Raw genomic sequence first — 15,431 nt, 5'->3', positions numbered from 1 at the left:
CCGAGTGAGACTTCCTCGACCACGCGCGCGACCTCCTCGGTCCAGCGCGATCCGGGGATCCCGCGCGTCCCCCGGGACCTCGCGCCCTCGGCGCCCGCGGCCCCACCCCCACATCCCGCCGCACCCCGCGCGAGCGACCGCGCCGACACCCACGGGCGGGTCCGGCGGAAGTGTCGGAGCCGGGTGTCAGGATGGGCACGTGCCGTCCCGAACCTTCCCCCGCCCCGCCCGCACAGGACAGGTCCCGGAGAGTGCGGACGGGCTGGACCCCGATCAGCGGGCCGCCGTCACCGCGCCGCGCGGCCCGGTCTGCGTCCTGGCCGGCGCCGGCACCGGCAAGACCCGCACGATCACCCGGCGGATCGCGCACCTGGTCGGGCAGGGCCACGTCGCCGCGGGCCAGGTCCTCGCCGTCACCTTCACCGCGCGCGCCGCGGGGGAGCTGCGCACCCGGCTGCGCGGGCTGGACGCCCCGGGCGTGCAGGCCCGCACCTTCCACGCCGCGGCGCTGCGGCAGCTGCGCTACTTCTGGCCGCAGGTGGTCGGCGGGCAGCCGTGGCCGCTGCTCGACGGCAAGTTCCGGCTGGTCGGCCAGGCCGCCGCCCGCACCGGGGTGGGCACCGACTCGGATGCGTTGCGCGACCTGTCCTCGGAGATCGAGTGGGCCAAGTCGTCGTTGATCGCCCCGGTCGACTACCCGGCCGAGGCGGCCCGGCGCAAGCGCGACGTCCCCGGTTCCGCCGCGCAGGTCGCGCAGGTCTACGCGGGGTACGAGGAGCTCAAGAACGCCGCGCAGGCGCTCGACTTCGACGATCTGCTGCTGCACACCGCCGTCGCCCTGGAGGAGCACGCCGGGGTCGCCGAGGAGTTCCGCTCCCGCTACCGCTGCTTCGTCGTCGACGAGTACCAGGACGTCACGCCGCTGCAGCAGCGGCTGCTCGACGCCTGGCTCGGCGACCGGGACGACCTGACCGTCGTCGGCGACGCCAACCAGACGATCTACACCTTCGCCGGGGCCTCGCCGCGCTACCTGCTGGAGTTCCCGCGCCGGTTCCCCGGCGCCGCCGTCGTCCGGCTGCAGCGCGACTACCGGTCCACCCCGCAGATCGTCTCCTGCGCGAACCAGCTGATCGGCGCCGCCCGGCACCGGCCGGCCGGGTCCCGGCTGCAGCTGGTCGGGCAGCTCCCGCCCGGGCCGGACCCGGACTTCTCCGAGCACGACGACGAGCCGGCCGAGGCCGCCGCGGTCGCCGGCCGGATCCTCACCTTGCTCCGCGACGGCACGCCCGCCTCCGAGATCGCGGTGCTGTTCCGGATCAATGCCCAGTCCGAGGCGTTCGAGCAGGCGCTGTCCGACGCCGGCGTGCCGTACCAGGTGCGCGGCGGCGAGCGGTTCTTCGCCCGCCCGGAGATCCGCCGGGCGATGGTCGCGCTGCGCTCCGCCGCGCCGGAGCAGCGGCCCGGCACCGATCTCGTCGACGTGACCCGCGCCGTGCTCGGCGCCCGCGCCGGGCTCAGCGACGAGCCGCCGAAGGGCGCCACCCTGCGCGCCCAGTGGGAGTCCCTGCTGGCGCTGGTCGGCGTCGCCGAGGAGCTCGCCGCCGCCGAACCGGACGCCGACCTGGCCCGGCTGTGCGCCGAGCTGGACACCCGCGCGGACTCCGCTCAGGCACCCGTCGTGCAGGGCGTCACGCTGGCGTCGCTGCACGCCGCGAAGGGCCTGGAGTGGGATGCGGTGTTCCTGGTCGGGCTGGCCGACGGGACCCTCCCGATCGGCCACGCCGGCGACGACGAGCACGCGATCGAGGAGGAGCGCAGGCTGTTCTACGTCGGGATCACCCGCGCCCGGCGGGTGCTGTCGATGTCCTGGTCGCTGTCCCGGGCGTCCGGGCGCGGGCCGAAGCGGCGGCGGTCCCGGTTCCTGTACGGGCTGATCCCGGACTCGCACCCGGCGTCGCGGGTGGCGGGCGAGCGCCGCCCGGGCGGCGCGCGTCCCCGCTGCCGGGTGTGCGGCACACCCCTGTTCGGTGGCACCGCGACCAAGCTGATGCGCTGCGACGACTGCCCGTCCGACGTCGATCTCGAGCTGCTGGACCGGCTCAAGCAGTGGCGGGCCGGGGAGGCCAAGCAGCAGGACGTGCCGGCGTTCGTCGTGCTCACCGACGCGACGCTGACCGCGATCGCCGAGCAGCGTCCGGCCGATCCCGCGGCCCTCGTCGGCATCCCGGGGATCGGGGCGGCCAAGCTCGACCGGTACGGCGACGCAGTGCTGGCCCTGCTCGCCGAGCGGTAGCCGGACCCCTCTTCGGTCAGCCCCTCGTGAACTTCCGGAGAGAGTTCGGGAAAACCGGTTGCACCCCTGTGCACGGCACTTCTAGTGTCGACTGCACCGAGTGGAGCACATCACTCCACCGAGACATGCGCCGTGCGGGAGACCGCACCGCGCGGACACGCCGCAGGCACTGCGACACGGAGACATGGAGGAGGTGGCCGGGATGAACGACTTCGATCTGATCATCCGGACCGGCCCCGCCCTGCCGTGCCCGCCCGCGAGCACCGTCCCGCACCGCGTCGCGCACGCGACGCTCGGCGAGCGTTCCTGGCAGCGGACCGAGGTCGTCGGTGGCCCGTTCCGTACCCGGGAAGACGTCTACGTCCAGCCGGTCGGCAAGGTCACCGTGATCGCCATGGACTTCGGTCCGACCGTCGATGACAAGTCCACATCAGCGTCCGTTCCCGGGCGCCGAGGGGGAACCTGACCCTCAGCGCTCGCGCCGAGTCCCGATCGGGGCCGCGGAACCCACGCACACGGGTTCCACGGCCCCGATTTTTTTGTCCGCATGTCCGTCCCGAGGAAAGCAGATCTGTGCAGAACGCAGGTCCGACAACCGTCCGAGAAGTTCGATCGAGGAGGTCGATCGTGTACGTGAGATCCGCTCCGTGTGACGGCGGAGTGATCCAGGCCGAGAGCGGTGGCGGCTGCTCGTCACCCGCGGGCGGGCATCCGCCCGCCGAGGTGATCGGAGCAGCCGGGCAGTGGTCGGCACTGCCCTGCCGCAACGGCGACGCGGACCTGTGGTTCGCCGAGTCGCCGACCGAGCTGGAGCAGGCGAAGGCGCTCTGCACCGGCTGCCCGGTGCGGGACGCCTGCCTGTCCGGCGCGCTGGCCCGCGGCGAGCCGTGGGGGGTGTGGGGCGGCGAGATCTTCGACCGCGGCCGGGTGATCCCGCGCAAGCGGCCGCGTGGCCGTCCCCGCAAGGCCGACCTGGAGCGCGACCGCGCCTACGCGCTGGCCGCGGGCTGCTGAGACCGACCCCGACCGGCCCCGAGCGCCGGCCGTGGGCCTCGGCAGATCCCTGACAGAACCCGACAGATTCCGACCGACGAGGAGACGACCGAGATGAGCCACCTGATGACCGCACCGACGGTGCCTGCCGAGCGACCGACCACCCACGCCGAGCACACCGATCACCTCGTGAACCCGGAGAACGCAATGACGCTCATCCATGAAGCACTGGCGAGATCCCATCAGCAGGAGGCGCAACGGGAGGCCGCGGAGTACCGGCTGGCCCGGCGGCTGTGCGCGGCCCGGCGCTGGACCCGGCTCGCGAACTGGGTCTCCGCCCGCGCCGAGCGGGCCCGGGCCCGTGCCCGCGTGACCTGATCCCTGGAGAGACACGGCCGATACGCACGGCCGCGACACATGGCCGCGACACATGGCCGCGACACATGACACCGCCCCGCCCGGACCGGTTCCGGGCGGGGCGGCGTCGTGTTCTCCGGGCGGCGGGACCGGGGCGGCGCTGCGCCGGCCCGGCACGAGGCGCCCGGACGGCGCGCGTGCCGGCCGTGGTGCCGCCGGTCAGCCCGACGAGCCGCCCTCGGCGAAGGCACCGGCGAACTCCGGTGACGGCGGGATCTCGGTGATCACGTCGACGAGCGCCCCGTCCGGCCCGGCGACGATGAAGTGCCGCTGCCCGAAGTCCTCGTCGCGCAGCTCCAGCGCCACCGGCAGACCGCCCTGCACGACCAGCCGCGTCCACTCGGCGTCGACGTCGTCCACCTCCAGGTTCACCAACACGCCCGCCGCCGATCTCCCGCGGTACGCCTCGGGGATCGTCGGATGGTCGCGGTCGAGCACCGCGATCTCGTGGCCCTCGCGTCGCAGGCTCACGTACCAGTCGGCGTCGAAGGTGATCCCGAAGCCCATCGGGCCGGTCCAGAACGCCCGCGCGGCGGGGACGTCGTCGGTGGCGAGTACGGGGTAGCAGCTGGTCAGCACGGTTCCTCCCGAGATTGACGTACCGTTGGTATGTTAAAAGCTACTGACGTACCATCGGTATGTCAACGACGGGAGACGGCATGGGTGTGCGGGCCGAGCAGCGGGAGCGGACCCGGCGGGCACTGCTCGACGAGGCGGAGCGGCTCTTCGCGCGGGACGGCTACGGCGCGGTCGGGCTGCCGGCGGTCGTCGGCGGCGCCGGTGTCACCAAGGGCGCGCTCTACCACCAGTTCGACGGGAAGGCGGCGCTCTTCGCGGCCGTCCTGGAACGGGTGCAGGAACGGGTCGCCGAACGGGTGCTCGACGCGGCCCGCGGGCACCCGGACGACCCGTGGCAGCAGCTGCTGGCCGGCTGCCGGGCCTTCATCGAGGCCAGCACCGGCCCGGCCGCGGCCCGGATCATGCTGGTCGACGGGCCTGCCGTGCTCGGCTGGCCGGCCTGGCGGGAGCTCGACGAGCGCACCTCCGGCCGCCATCTCGCCGCGGCGCTGCGGGCGCTGGTGCAGCACGGCGACCTGGCGCCGCAGCCGATCGAGCCGCTGGCCAGGCTGCTGTCCGGGGCGATGAATGAGCTCGCGATGTGGCTCGCCGGGCCCGGGACGACCGACGCCGACCGGGACGCGGCGCAGGCCGCGCTCGAGCGGACCGTGGCCGGGCTGCGGTCCCGGTGACGGCGCGGCCGCGGTCAGCGGCCGCGCCCGCGCCGGTCAGGAGGCCGCCGGCCCCTCGAACATCTCCGGCTGCCAGTGCTCGACGATCTCCCGCAGCCGCACCCGGGCGTCGAGCTGGCAGAGGATGCCGAGCGTCCCCATCGTCACCCGGTGCACCAGCAGGAAGCGCGGCGGCAGGTTCAGCGACCGCCCGATCGCGGCCTCCGGGCTGCGGAGGTCACCGACCCGCTCGGCCTGCGACTGGATCCAGCGCCGGCTGAAGTGGAACTCGTCGTTCTCCAGCGGCTCTGTGAACGGCGCCAGGTAGCCGAGGATCTGCTCCTGGTCGATCCGGGCGCCGTCGCGGACGAACCCGGCGGAGCGCATCAGCGTCATCAGCTCGGCGCCGCGTCCCTCCAGCGCGTACTTGGTCATCGCCACCAGCTCGGGCGGCATGCCGTCCGGCATCCGGGCGACCGCGCCGAAGTCCAGCACCAGCAACCGGCCGTCGTCGAGAATGCCGAAGTTGCCCGGGTGCGGGTCGGCGTGCAGCAGGTGCGTGCGGTCCGGGGCCGAGTAGTGGAACCGGGCGAGCCGCTCGCCGGCGTGGTCGCGCTCCTCCCGGGTGCCGTCCCGGATGACCGAGGACAGCCTGCGGGCCTCGACCCACTCGGTGATGACGGCCTTGGGGGCGGACCCGACCACCCGCGGGACCTTGACGTCCGGGTCGTCGGCGAAGAAGGCGGCGAACTCGCGCTGGTAGCCGGCCTCGTCGCGGTAGTCGAGCTCCTCCTCCATCCGCTCGCGGAGCTCGTTGACCAGGGGCTTGATCTCCATCCCGGGGACCAGCGGCTGCAGGATCCGGCTCATTCGACCGAGCTGGCGCAGGTCCGACCGCAGGGCCTCCTCGGCGCCCGGGTACTGCACCTTGACGGCGACCTCGCGGCCGTCGCGCTTCCACACGGCGCGGTGCACCTGGCCGATGCTGGCCGACGCGGCCGGGGTCTCGTCGAACTCGGTGAACCGGGAGCGCCAGGAGTGGCCGAACTGCTGGGTGAGCATGTGGTCGACGTCGGCCATCGGCATCGGCGGTGCCGCCGTCTGCAGCTTGGTGAGGGCCTCCCGGTACGGCTCGGCGTACTCGTCCGGCACGGCCGCCTCGAACACGGACAGTGCCTGCCCGAACTTCATGGCGCCGCCCTTGAGCTCGCCGAGCACCGCGAACAGCTGCTCGGCGCTCTTCGCGGCGAGCTGCGCCGAGATCTCGTCCCGGTCGCCACCGGTGAGCCGGCGGCCGAAGCCGGCCGCGGCCCGCCCCGCGACGCCGAGCGGGATGCCCGCGAGCTTGGCGGTACGCGATGCCGTCCGGCGGGGAATGTCGCTCACCCCACGATTGTCCACCCGGGGCGGGGCGGAGCGCACCTCGCGGTGGGTGTTGTCATGGGTGCCGTCCTGCGGATCGCCGCTGCATCGCCGCTGCATCGCAGGGGCAGCCGGGGCGTCCGCGGAGCGGACGGGCGGTGATCGACGCCAGGTCCGCGGCGAGTTCCAGCTCGGTCCGCCAGGACGCGGGCGGGGGGCTCCCGGCCGCCGGGCCGTCCAGCGCGGCGAGAACCTGGGCGACGGCCAGCGCGGCGGTCGCGGCGACGACGTGCGGATCGCCCGTGCGGGGCGCCGGGAGCGCGGCGGACGGGTCGCGGTCGCGGTCCCGGCACTCCGGGCAGGGGCCACCGCCGGGCAGGAGCAGTGGCCCGACCACCCCGCGTCCGTTGCGCAGCGTGACGACGAGGTGGACGGCCGCGCTGTCCGGGGCCGCGTCCCGCGCCCCGGCGAGGACCACCAGATCGGGCGGGACCCGCCCGGCCGGCCCGGCCCGGACACCCGCGGCGGCGAGCAGGTCGTGCAGCGCCCGGGCCCGGCGGACGTCCCCGGCGGGGAGCCCGGCGGCGACGTCCGCGCCGTCGACCGTCCCGGTCACCCGCGGCAGCACGTGGCCGACGCCGCTGCGGGCCAGCCCCGCGACGACGGCGCTGCCGAGCGCCGAGTCCCCGCGGACCTCCACCAGAGCCGATCCGCGCCGTCGCAGGATCCGGTCCCCGTCGTCCGGGTCGGCGAGCAGACCGGCCCGCAGCAGGGCGCCGAGCAGCACCAGCAGCGCCGCGCGCCGGCCCGGCGGCAGCGCCGCCTCCAGCTCGGCGACCGTGCGGGGACCGGCGCCGAGCCGGTCCAGCGTCGCCGCGACGGCGGGGGACAGGTCGTCGAGCACCCGGGTCCCGGCGGGCCCGTCGCCGATCCGGCGGGTGCGTGGTCCGGTCGCCACGACGGCGTGATGCGGTGCGAGCGCCAGCCGGCGCGGGAGTTCGCTCATCGGCCCACGGTGGCGGGTCCGGCCGGGTGCGCGTGGCGGAATCCGGCCGGCGTTCGCAGAAGCACACGGGGCAGCACACAGGGCGCCGGGGCCGGTTCCGCCGCGCGGTCCGGCCGGGGGAGGACGGGACGACGCGGCCGGCCCGTCGTCCGGAGCCGGCAACCGGCCGGATCGGCCCGTACCGGCGGCTCACATCGGATGTCAGGTCGGCTTACTCTTGTCCCATGGCGAGCTCCCCGGTCGAGGTCCGACGCAGCGCCCGCCGGAAGCGGATGGTCAGTGCGCGCCGCGAGGGCGATCGCGTCGTCGTGTTCATCCCCGGCTGGATGTCCGCCGAGCAGGAACGCGACTGGGTCGCCGAGATGGTCAAACGGATCGAGGCCAGCGAGGCACGGCGGCGCTCACCGGGCCGCCGCGGCGACGAGGCCCTGCTGCGCCGGGCGAACGAGCTGTCGGCGCGCTGGCTGGAGGGCCGCGCGATGCCGGTGTCGGTCCGCTGGGTCCCGACGATGCGGACCCGCTGGGCGTCCTGCACGCCCGACGACCGCACCATCCGGATCAGCGAGCGGCTCCGGGACGCCCCCGGCTGGGTCGTCGACTACGTCCTGGTGCACGAGCTCGGGCACCTGCTGTCCGCCGCACACGACCAGGTCTTCTGGTCGTGGGTGTACCGCTACCCGCGCACCGAGCGGGCGATCGGCTACCTGGAGGGGCTCAACGCCGCCGCGTCGCTCGGGATCACCGGGGTGGACGGCGACCCGGCGACGGCCGACGCGTCCCCGGAGCCCGCCGACGACGCGCCTGCGGTCGCGCTCCAGGACCCCCCGGCGGCCGCCGCGGGCGGCTGAGCCGGAGCGGTTCAGGAGTCGCGCGGCCCCTCGTCGCCGTCGGACGAGCCGGACGCGTCGGAGTCGCCAGGATCATCGGTCGAGCCGGACGCGTCGGAGCCGCCGGACGGGTCCTGCTCCGTCCGCGCGTCCTCGGCCATCTGCCGCTCCAGCTCGGCGATCGGGTCGTCCGGCACCCCACCACCGGAGCCACCGCGGACGAACGCGGCCGGGTCGTCCAGGTCGTCCGCCGACGGGATCAGGTCCGGGTGCGCCCAGACCGCGTCCCGGCCGTCGATCCCGCGCTCGTCGCGCAGCAGCTGCCACAGCTCGGACGCGGCCCGCAGCTTGCGCGGCCGCAGCTCCAGCCCGACGATCGTCGCGAACGCCTGCTCGGCCGGACCGCCCGAGGCGCGCCGGCGGCGCATCGTCTCGCGCAGCGCGCCGGCGCCGGGCAGCCGCTCGTCGAGCGCCTCCGCCACGACGGTGTCCACCCACCCCTCGACGAGCGCGAGCAGCGTCTCCAGCCGGGCCAGCGCGGCCTTCTGCTGCGGGGTGTCCTCCGGCTCGAACATGCCGGACTGCATGGCCTCCTGGATCGACTCCGGGTTCGACGGGTCGATGCCCTGGGCGAGCTCCTCGATCCGGGAGGTGTCGACGGTGATGCCGCGGGCGTAGTCCTCGACCGCGCCGAGCAGCCGCTCGCGGAGCCAGTGCACGTGGGTGAACAGCCGCTGGTGGGCGGCCTCGCGGGCGGCCAGGTAGAGGGTCACCTCGCCGGCCGGGCGGTCCAGGCCCTCGGTGAACCGGGCGATCGCCTCCGGCAGCAGCGCCGCGGTGCGCTCCGGGCCGACCGGGATGCCCAGCTCGGTGGAGGTGAGCACCTCCTTGCCGAGCTGCGCGAGACCCTGGCCGAGCTGGCTGCCGAACGCCATCCCGCCCATCTGGCCGAGCATCGCCAGCATCGGGCCCGCCGCGCTGCGGACCTCCTCGGGCAGGCCCTCGACCCAGGCCGCGGACAGCCGGCGCGCGACCGGGTCGCACAGCCGCTTCCAGGTGGGCATGCCCGCGCGCACCCAGTCGCTGGGCGTCCACGCCTTGACCTCGCCGCCCGCGGACGGGAACTCGGTGGCCGGGTCCAGCCACAGCTCGGCGAGCCGGACGGCCTCGGTCACGGCGGTGCGCTGGTCGTCGGTGAGCGACGACGTCGTCTGCGCGAGCTGCTGGGTGGCGAGCTGGGCGGCGAGGTCGTAGTTGACCGGCCCGCCGTCGCCGGACCCGGTGCCCGCGTGGCTGAGCATCTGGCCGAGCTGGGACAGCATCTGCCCGAGCTGGCTCATGTCGAAGTTGCCGCCCGCGCCGCCCGGCATCCCGGGCATGCCCGGCAGCCCGCCCGTGCCGAACGCCGCGAACGGGTTCTGCTGCTGGCCGGCCGGGGTGTCCCCGGACGCCGGGTGCGACCCGAAGCCGAACGGATCCGGCGGTCCCTCCTGCTCGCCGCCGGACCCGTCACCGGAGCCGGCGGAGGAGTCGGGGCCGCGCCCCTCCTCGTCCTTGTCACGGTCACGGTCGGCGGGGCCGAAGCCGAACGGGATGTCGCTCATGCGTCCCACCGTACGCGGGACGGGGTGTCCGACGCCTCCGCCCGCGGCACCGTGATCCGGTGTCGGCACAGGTCGCCGGGCCTGTTCGCGGGCGGCGAACCGGTTCCGGCCGTTCCGTGCAGGAGCTGTTCCGTGCAGGGGCCTACTCCGTGCAGGACGGCGGCGTGCCACCGGCGTCCATCGTCTCCAGCGCGGCGACGGCCTCGTCGAGCGTGCCGACCCGGACCAGCTGCAGGCCCTCGGGGGCGTCCGCGGCGGCCTCGGCGCAGTTCGCGGCCGGGATCAGGAAGGTCTCCGCACCGACCTCCTGCGCCTTGATCATCTTGAACCGGATGCCGCTGATCGGGCCGACGTCGCCCTCGGCGTTGATGGTGCCCGTCCCGGCGACGAACCGGCCGCCGGTGAGCGGGCCCGGCGTCAGCTTGTCCACCAGTGCCAGGCTGAACATCAGCCCGGCGGACGGCCCGCCGACGTCGCCGAGGGTGATCGACAGCCGCTGCCCGTCGGCGGGCGTCGTCGCCGGGGTGATGCCGAGGAACGCGCGCTCCGGGGCCTCGGGGTGCGGCGCCGGGGTGACGGTCACCTCGCGCGGGGCGGCGCCGTCGCGGGACACCGTGAGCTCCAGCGGCTCGCCGGGGTGTGCGGTGCCGAGCGCGTCGAGCAGCGCCTGGACCGAGGCGACCGGGGCGCCGCCGACGCCGCGGATCTCGTCGCCCACCTCCAGCACCCCGGCGGAGGGGGAGTCGTCGGTGAGCGCGCCGACCGTCACCCGGGTGGGCAGCCCGAGGTGGTTGAGCGCGGCGGCCTCGGCGTTCGCGATCGAGCCGTCGAACTCCTGCTGGTTCTCGGCGGTGACCTCGTCGGTGCTGCGCCCGGGCGGGTAGAGCGAGGACCGCGGCGCGAGCCGGTGCGTCCCGGACGCCCAGAGCCCGAGCGCCCGGATCGTGGTGATCCCGTCGGTGACGCCGACGGTGGTCATGTTGAGGTGCCCCTCGGTGGGGTAGGTCGGCAGCCCCTGTGCGGACACCACCGGGGTGCCGTCGACGTCGCCGAGGGTGTCGAACGTCGGGCCGGGACCCAGCGCGACGACCGGTGCGGGCAGCACCGATCCGACGACGGTGAGACCCAGCAGCACCAGCAGTGCCGTCACCCACGTCGATGATCGAAGGCCCACGCGCGCACCTTACGGTCGTGATCGGTCCGGGACGCGGCTGGGTGCCGGGCGGCCTGTCCGAACTGTCGTTTCCGTGGTGGGATGGCGGAACCGCCGGGGCTCAACCGGGAACTCACGCCGTCGCCGTAGAGTTGACAGTCGGAGAACCTGCCGTCGCTCCCCGCCGGCCGATCTCTGCGATGTCGTACCCGAGCTGTGGAGCGTGCCCGTGTCGTCCATGCGGCCCCCTGTGGGAGCGCCGTCGCTGACCCGCCGAACCCGGATCCTGCTGGCCGCCGCGGGCGTCCTCGTAGTGCTTCTGCTCGGTGGCTCGCGGCTGCTGAACTTCTATGTCGACTACCTGTGGTTCGGTGAGGTCGGCTTCCGGAGCGTGCAGCTCACTCGGCTGTTCACCCAGATCGTGCTGTTCGGCGTCGTCGGCCTGGTGGTCGGCGGTCTGGTCGCGCTGACCCTGTGGCTGGCCTACCGGTACCGCCCGGTGTTCGTCCCGGTCTCCGGCCCGGAGGACCCGGTCGCCCGCTACCGCACGACGATCATCCAGCGGCTCCGGCTGTTCGCCGTCGGGGTGCCGGTCGCGATCGGCCTGATCGCCGGCCTGGCCGCGCCGGTGCAGTGGCAGACCGTGCAGATGTTCCTGCACGGCACGCCGTTCGGGCAGGTGGATCCGGAGTTCGGCAACGACATCGCGTTCTACGCGTTCACCCTGCCGTTCATGCGGATGGCGCTGAACTGGCTGTTCGTCGCGATCGCGCTGTGCTTCGTGCTGGCGCTGGTCACCCACTACATCTTCGGCGGCATCCGGTTGACCGGCCGGTCCGGCTTCGTCTCCACCGCCGCCCGGGCCCAGCTGGCCGTGCTGGCCGGCGTGTTCGTGCTGCTCAAGGCGGTCGCCTACTGGTTCGACCGGTACGACCTGCTGTGGTCGAACCGGAACTCGCAGACGTTCTACGGGGCGACCTACACCGACCTGAACGCGGTGCTCCCGGCGAAGCTCATCCTGCTGATCATCGCTGTTGTGTGCGCGCTGGCGTTCTTCGTCGCCGCGTTCCGGCAGAACCTGCAGATCCCGGCCGTCGCCGTGGTCATCCTGGTGATCTCGTCGATCCTGGTCGGCACGGCGTTCCCGCTGGTGCTGCAGCAGTTCGTGGTCGCACCGAACGCGAACGAGCGCGAGGCGCCATCGATCGAACGGAACATCGCGGCGACCCGGGACGCGTTCGGCATCGGCCCGGACAACGTCAACATCGTGCCCTACGCCGGGGAGTCCGAGGCGACACCGGCGCAGGTCCGGGCGGACACCGACACCATCCCGAACATCCGGCTGCTCGACCCGGGCAAGCTGAACCGGACGTTCACCCAGCTCCAGCAGCGACGGAACTTCTACGGCTTCGCGCCGAACCTGGACATCGACCGGTACACGATCGACGGCGAGACCCAGGACTACGTCGTCGCGGCCCGCGAGATGGACGCGAACGCGCTCGTCGGCAACCAGCAGGACTGGATCAACCGGCATCTCGTCTACACGCACGGCAACGGCTTCGTGGCCGCGCCGGCGAACCAGGTCAACGAGGCGCTGGAGGACGCGGGCGGCCAGGGTGGCCTGCCGCTGTTCGCCGTCAGCGACACCCAGACCCAGGGCCGGATCCCGGTCGACCAGCCGCGGATCTACTACGGCGAGCTGCTGGACAACCAGTACTCGATCGTCGGCGCCGAGGAGGGCACCCCGCCGCGGGAGTACGACTCCGACGAGGCGCAGTACACCTACACCGGCGCCGGTGGCGTTCCGGTCGGCGGGCTGTTCAACCGGGCCGTGTTCGCGCTGGCCTACGGCGAGCGGAACATCCTGTTCAACAGCTCGATCAACTCCGAGTCGAAGATCATGTACGTGCGGAACCCGCGGGACCGCGTGCAGGCCGTCGCCCCCTGGCTGACCCTGGACAACGACCCGTACCCGGCCGTGGTCGACGGGCGGATCCAGTGGATCGTCGACGGCTACACCACGCTGCGGGACTACCCGTACGCCGAGCGGGTCGAGCTGGGCGACGCCACCGCCGACTCGCGGCTCGGTCCGGCCGGCCAGCAGCTGCCGAACGAGACGGTCAGCTACCTGCGCAACTCGGTGAAGGCCACGGTCGACGCCTACGACGGCACTGTGCGTCTCTACGCCTTCGACGAGTCCGACCCGGTGCTGCAGACCTGGGAGAACGCGTTCCCGGGCACCGTCACGCCGCGCTCGGAGATCAGCCCGGATCTGGAGGTGCACCTGCGCTACCCGGAGGACCAGTTCAAGGTCCAGCGGGAGCTGCTGACCCGCTACCACGTGGACAACCCCGGCGAGTTCTTCTCGACGGTGTCGTTCTGGGACGTCCCGTCCGACCCGACCGCGGCCGGCGGCACCGAGGGCGGTGCGCAGGACGCGCAGCCGCCGTACTACCTCTACGCCGGGCTGCCGAACCAGGAGGGCGCGTCGTTCCAGCTCACCAGCGCGCTGGTGAGCCTGCGCCGGCAGTTCCTCGCCTCCTACGTCTCGGCCGCCTCCGATCCGGAGAACTACGGCCAGATCACCGTGCTCCAGCTGCCCAACGAGACCCAGACGCTGGGTCCGCAGCAGGTGCAGGCCCAGTTCCTGGGCTCGCCGGAGGTCTCGCAGGAGCTGAACCTGCTCCGGCAGAACCAGACCACGATCGACTACGGCAACCTGCTCACCCTCCCGGTGGCCGGTGGGCTGCTCTACGTCGAGCCGGTCTACATCGAGCGGGCCGGGCAGGACTCGTCCTATCCGCAGCTCGCCCGCGTGCTGGTGAGCTACGGCGGCCGGGTCGGCTACAACGCCAGCCTGTCCGCGGCGCTGGACGAGGTGTTCGGTGCCGGTGCGGGTGACGCGGCGGGCGGTGCGGCGCCGACCACCGGTGAGCAGCCCGCCCAACAGGAGCCGCCGGACCCGAATGGCGCGGAGACCCCGGCGCCGCCCGCCGCACCGACCGGTGCCCAGGCGACCGCGGCGCAGGAGATCCGGGACGCGCTGAACGACCTGCGGGCCGCCCAGCAGGCCGGTGACTTCGCCCGCCAGGGCGACGCGCTGGCCGAGCTGGACCGCGCGGTCGAGCAGTTCCAGAACTCCGGCGGCTGAGCACCACGCACCCGGCGGGCCCGGGACCCCGGTGGACGGGGTCCCGGGCCCGCGGTGTACAGTGGGAACACAACACAGACGGAGCCACGGGGTCGAGGCCACACGGTCGACACGGCCGGTTCCGTTCGGCGCGGGGTGGAGCAGCTCGGTAGCTCGCTGGGCTCATAACCCAGAGGTCGCAGGTTCGAATCCTGCCCCCGCTACCACCACACGACGGCCCCCGGGAGCTCCCGGGGGCCGTCGTCGTGTGCGGGTCGGATGCGCTCGGGCGCAACGGATCCGGTGCACGCGTGGGCCGGCGCCGGGAACCGACCCCCCTGTGCGGGCGCCGGGAGCGGCGAGGTACTGTGGGGACACAACACAGACGGAGCCACAGAGGTCGAGACGGTCGGCTCCGGACGGCGCGGGGTGGAGCAGCTCGGTAGCTCGCTGGGCTCATAACCCAGAGGTCGTAGGTTCGAATCCTACCCCCGCTACCACGATACGAAGGCCCCCGGAGAGATCCGGGAGCCTTCGTCGTCTCACGGCTCGCGCGGCGCGACCTCCAGCACCCGGTAGCCCTTCTCGGAGACCAGCCGGATCGTCGGGAACCCCTGATCGTGCTCCAGCCAGCGCTGCAGCGAGTCCGATCCCAGGTTCTTCGCCACGACCAGCCAGGCCCGCCCGTCCGGCATCAGCCGGGACAGCCAGCGCAGCAGCAGCGCGTGCAGGGCCGGCTTCCCGGACCGGATCGGCGGGTTCGAGTAGATCCCGGCGAACGACAGATCGGCGGGCACCTCGTCCGGCAGGCAGGCCGTCACGTTGCCCAGCCCGGCGCGCTGCGCGTTCGCCCGGGTGAGGCCCAGCGCCCGCTCGTTGAGGTCCACCGCCCACACGGGCAGCCGCCTGCGGCGCGCGGCGAGGGTGAGCGCGATCGGGCCGTAGCCGCAGCCGACGTCCAGCATCGGCCCGCGGACCGGTGGCATCGGCGCCGCGTCCAGCAGCACCCGGGTGCCCCGGTCGATCCGGCCGCCGGAGAACACGCCGGTGTCGGTCGCGAGGGTCAGGTCCACGCCGTCGGCGTGCAGCCGGACCTCGCCCGGCCGGCTCGCGACCGCCGGCGTGGCCGTGAAGTAGTGGTCTGCCACGCCGGTCGATGCTACGGACCCGGGAACCGGCCAGAATGGGGGCCATGACGCCCCCGAGCACCCCGGCCGACGTCCCGATCCGCGACGAGCCGATCCGGATCGGCCAGTTCCTCAAGCTGGCGAACCTCGCCGAGGACGGCGGGCACGCCCGCGAGCTGCTCGAGTCCGGCCTGGTGACGGTGAACGGCGAGCCGGAGTACCGGCGCGGCGCTCAGCTGCGCCGCGGCGACGTGGTCGCCGTCGACGGCCGGAGCGTGCGCCCGGCGTGA

At 73.9% G+C, this 15,431-nt stretch carries 14 protein-coding genes and 2 tRNA genes; 10 read left to right on the top strand and 6 right to left on the bottom strand.

Annotated features, from left to right (window positions below; genetic code table 11):
• The first annotated feature begins 199 nt into the window (after window positions 1-199).
• The 4 genes from ACVJO7_RS01275 to ACVJO7_RS01260 all read left to right on the top strand — a co-directional run bounded on the left by ACVJO7_RS01275 (window position 200) and on the right by ACVJO7_RS01260 (window position 3,664).
• Complete coding sequence (locus ACVJO7_RS01275; RefSeq protein WP_491671349.1) at window positions 200-2,293, top strand: ATP-dependent DNA helicase UvrD2; 2,094 nt, start codon at window positions 200-202, stop codon at window positions 2,291-2,293.
• A 202-nt stretch (window positions 2,294-2,495) separates the two neighbouring features.
• Window positions 2,496-2,759, top strand: a complete 264-nt coding sequence (locus ACVJO7_RS01270) for a hypothetical protein (RefSeq protein WP_491671348.1) — start codon at window positions 2,496-2,498, stop codon at window positions 2,757-2,759.
• A gap of 257 nt (window positions 2,760-3,016) precedes the next feature.
• Entirely contained in the window at window positions 3,017-3,307 is a 291-nt protein-coding gene (locus ACVJO7_RS01265) for a WhiB family transcriptional regulator (RefSeq protein ID WP_491671563.1), read from the top strand.
• A 45-nt stretch (window positions 3,308-3,352) separates the two neighbouring features.
• The gene (locus ACVJO7_RS01260) at window positions 3,353-3,664 is read left to right on the top strand and encodes a putative WhiB-interacting protein (RefSeq protein ID WP_491671562.1); all 312 of its coding nucleotides are present in this window, start codon (window positions 3,353-3,355) and stop codon (window positions 3,662-3,664) included.
• Window positions 3,665-3,862: 198 nt separating this feature from the next.
• Here the strand turns inward: ACVJO7_RS01260 and ACVJO7_RS01255 are convergent, their stop codons facing one another.
• On the bottom strand, window positions 3,863-4,282 hold the full coding sequence (locus ACVJO7_RS01255; RefSeq protein ID WP_491671347.1) for a VOC family protein: 420 nt from the start codon (window positions 4,280-4,282) through the stop codon (window positions 3,863-3,865).
• A gap of 59 nt (window positions 4,283-4,341) precedes the next feature.
• On the opposite strand from ACVJO7_RS01255, the gene ACVJO7_RS01250 reads away from it, so the two are divergent.
• Window positions 4,342-4,953 carry a TetR/AcrR family transcriptional regulator gene (locus ACVJO7_RS01250; RefSeq protein ID WP_491671346.1) on the top strand — a complete coding sequence of 204 codons (612 nt, stop codon included), beginning with the start codon at window positions 4,342-4,344 and terminating at the stop codon, window positions 4,951-4,953.
• Window positions 4,954-4,989: 36 nt separating this feature from the next.
• Here ACVJO7_RS01250 and ACVJO7_RS01245 read toward each other — a convergent pair whose 3' ends face one another.
• Both ACVJO7_RS01245 and ACVJO7_RS01240 read right to left on the bottom strand, forming a co-directional pair.
• On the bottom strand, window positions 4,990-6,318 hold the full coding sequence (locus ACVJO7_RS01245) for an ABC1 kinase family protein (RefSeq protein WP_491671345.1): 1,329 nt from the start codon (window positions 6,316-6,318) through the stop codon (window positions 4,990-4,992).
• A 52-nt stretch (window positions 6,319-6,370) separates the two neighbouring features.
• Entirely contained in the window at window positions 6,371-7,300 is a 930-nt protein-coding gene (locus ACVJO7_RS01240; RefSeq protein ID WP_491671344.1) for a hypothetical protein, read from the bottom strand.
• A gap of 224 nt (window positions 7,301-7,524) precedes the next feature.
• Between ACVJO7_RS01240 and ACVJO7_RS01235 the strand changes: the two genes are divergently transcribed.
• Window positions 7,525-8,148 carry a M48 metallopeptidase family protein gene (locus tag ACVJO7_RS01235; RefSeq protein ID WP_491671343.1) on the top strand — a complete coding sequence of 208 codons (624 nt, stop codon included), beginning with the start codon at window positions 7,525-7,527 and terminating at the stop codon, window positions 8,146-8,148.
• An 11-nt stretch (window positions 8,149-8,159) separates the two neighbouring features.
• On the opposite strand, the gene ACVJO7_RS01230 is transcribed toward ACVJO7_RS01235, so the two are convergent.
• Together ACVJO7_RS01230 and ACVJO7_RS01225 are read right to left on the bottom strand one after the other, a co-directional pair.
• The gene (locus ACVJO7_RS01230; RefSeq protein WP_491671342.1) at window positions 8,160-9,731 is read right to left on the bottom strand and encodes a zinc-dependent metalloprotease; all 1,572 of its coding nucleotides are present in this window, start codon (window positions 9,729-9,731) and stop codon (window positions 8,160-8,162) included.
• 142 nt (window positions 9,732-9,873) lie between these two features.
• The gene (locus tag ACVJO7_RS01225; protein WP_491671341.1) at window positions 9,874-10,881 is read right to left on the bottom strand and encodes a YlbL family protein; all 1,008 of its coding nucleotides are present in this window, start codon (window positions 10,879-10,881) and stop codon (window positions 9,874-9,876) included.
• 241 nt (window positions 10,882-11,122) lie between these two features.
• Here ACVJO7_RS01225 and ACVJO7_RS01220 point away from each other — a divergent pair, with 241 nt between their 5' ends.
• The 3 genes from ACVJO7_RS01220 to ACVJO7_RS01210 all read left to right on the top strand — a co-directional run bounded on the left by ACVJO7_RS01220 (window position 11,123) and on the right by ACVJO7_RS01210 (window position 14,514).
• A complete protein-coding gene (locus tag ACVJO7_RS01220) occupies window positions 11,123-14,035 on the top strand; it encodes a UPF0182 family protein (RefSeq protein WP_491671340.1) in 2,913 nt (970 codons plus the stop codon).
• Window positions 14,036-14,164: 129 nt separating this feature from the next.
• Window positions 14,165-14,241: transfer RNA gene (locus tag ACVJO7_RS01215), tRNA-Met, on the top strand.
• 196 nt (window positions 14,242-14,437) lie between these two features.
• Window positions 14,438-14,514: transfer RNA gene (locus tag ACVJO7_RS01210), tRNA-Met, on the top strand.
• A gap of 42 nt (window positions 14,515-14,556) precedes the next feature.
• Here ACVJO7_RS01210 and ACVJO7_RS01205 read toward each other — a convergent pair.
• The gene (locus tag ACVJO7_RS01205; protein WP_491671339.1) at window positions 14,557-15,162 is read right to left on the bottom strand and encodes a class I SAM-dependent methyltransferase; all 606 of its coding nucleotides are present in this window, start codon (window positions 15,160-15,162) and stop codon (window positions 14,557-14,559) included.
• A 44-nt stretch (window positions 15,163-15,206) separates the two neighbouring features.
• Between ACVJO7_RS01205 and ACVJO7_RS01200 the strand changes: the two genes are divergently transcribed.
• Window positions 15,207-15,431 carry an RNA-binding S4 domain-containing protein gene (locus ACVJO7_RS01200; RefSeq protein ID WP_491671338.1) on the top strand — a complete coding sequence of 75 codons (225 nt, stop codon included), beginning with the start codon at window positions 15,207-15,209 and terminating at the stop codon, window positions 15,429-15,431.

The sequence above is a fragment of the Pseudonocardia sp. DxW genome (assembly GCF_058448985.1).
This window is presented reverse-complemented; position numbering and strand designations above follow the sequence as displayed.

Excerpts from the sequence above, each read along its gene's own strand:
- ACVJO7_RS01240 (WP_491671344.1), bottom strand. The coding sequence starts at position 7,300 with ATGAGCGAACTCCCGCGCCGGCTGGCGCTCGCACCGCATCACGCCGTC.
- ACVJO7_RS01270 (WP_491671348.1), top strand. The coding sequence starts at position 2,496 with ATGAACGACTTCGATCTGATCATCCGGACCGGCCCCGCCCTGCCGTGC.
- ACVJO7_RS01220 (WP_491671340.1), top strand. The coding sequence starts at position 11,123 with ATGCGGCCCCCTGTGGGAGCGCCGTCGCTGACCCGCCGAACCCGGATC.
- ACVJO7_RS01235 (WP_491671343.1), top strand. The coding sequence starts at position 7,525 with ATGGCGAGCTCCCCGGTCGAGGTCCGACGCAGCGCCCGCCGGAAGCGG.
- ACVJO7_RS01250 (WP_491671346.1), top strand. The coding sequence starts at position 4,342 with ATGTCAACGACGGGAGACGGCATGGGTGTGCGGGCCGAGCAGCGGGAG.
- ACVJO7_RS01230 (WP_491671342.1), bottom strand. The coding sequence starts at position 9,731 with ATGAGCGACATCCCGTTCGGCTTCGGCCCCGCCGACCGTGACCGTGAC.
- ACVJO7_RS01200 (WP_491671338.1), top strand. The coding sequence starts at position 15,207 with ATGACGCCCCCGAGCACCCCGGCCGACGTCCCGATCCGCGACGAGCCG.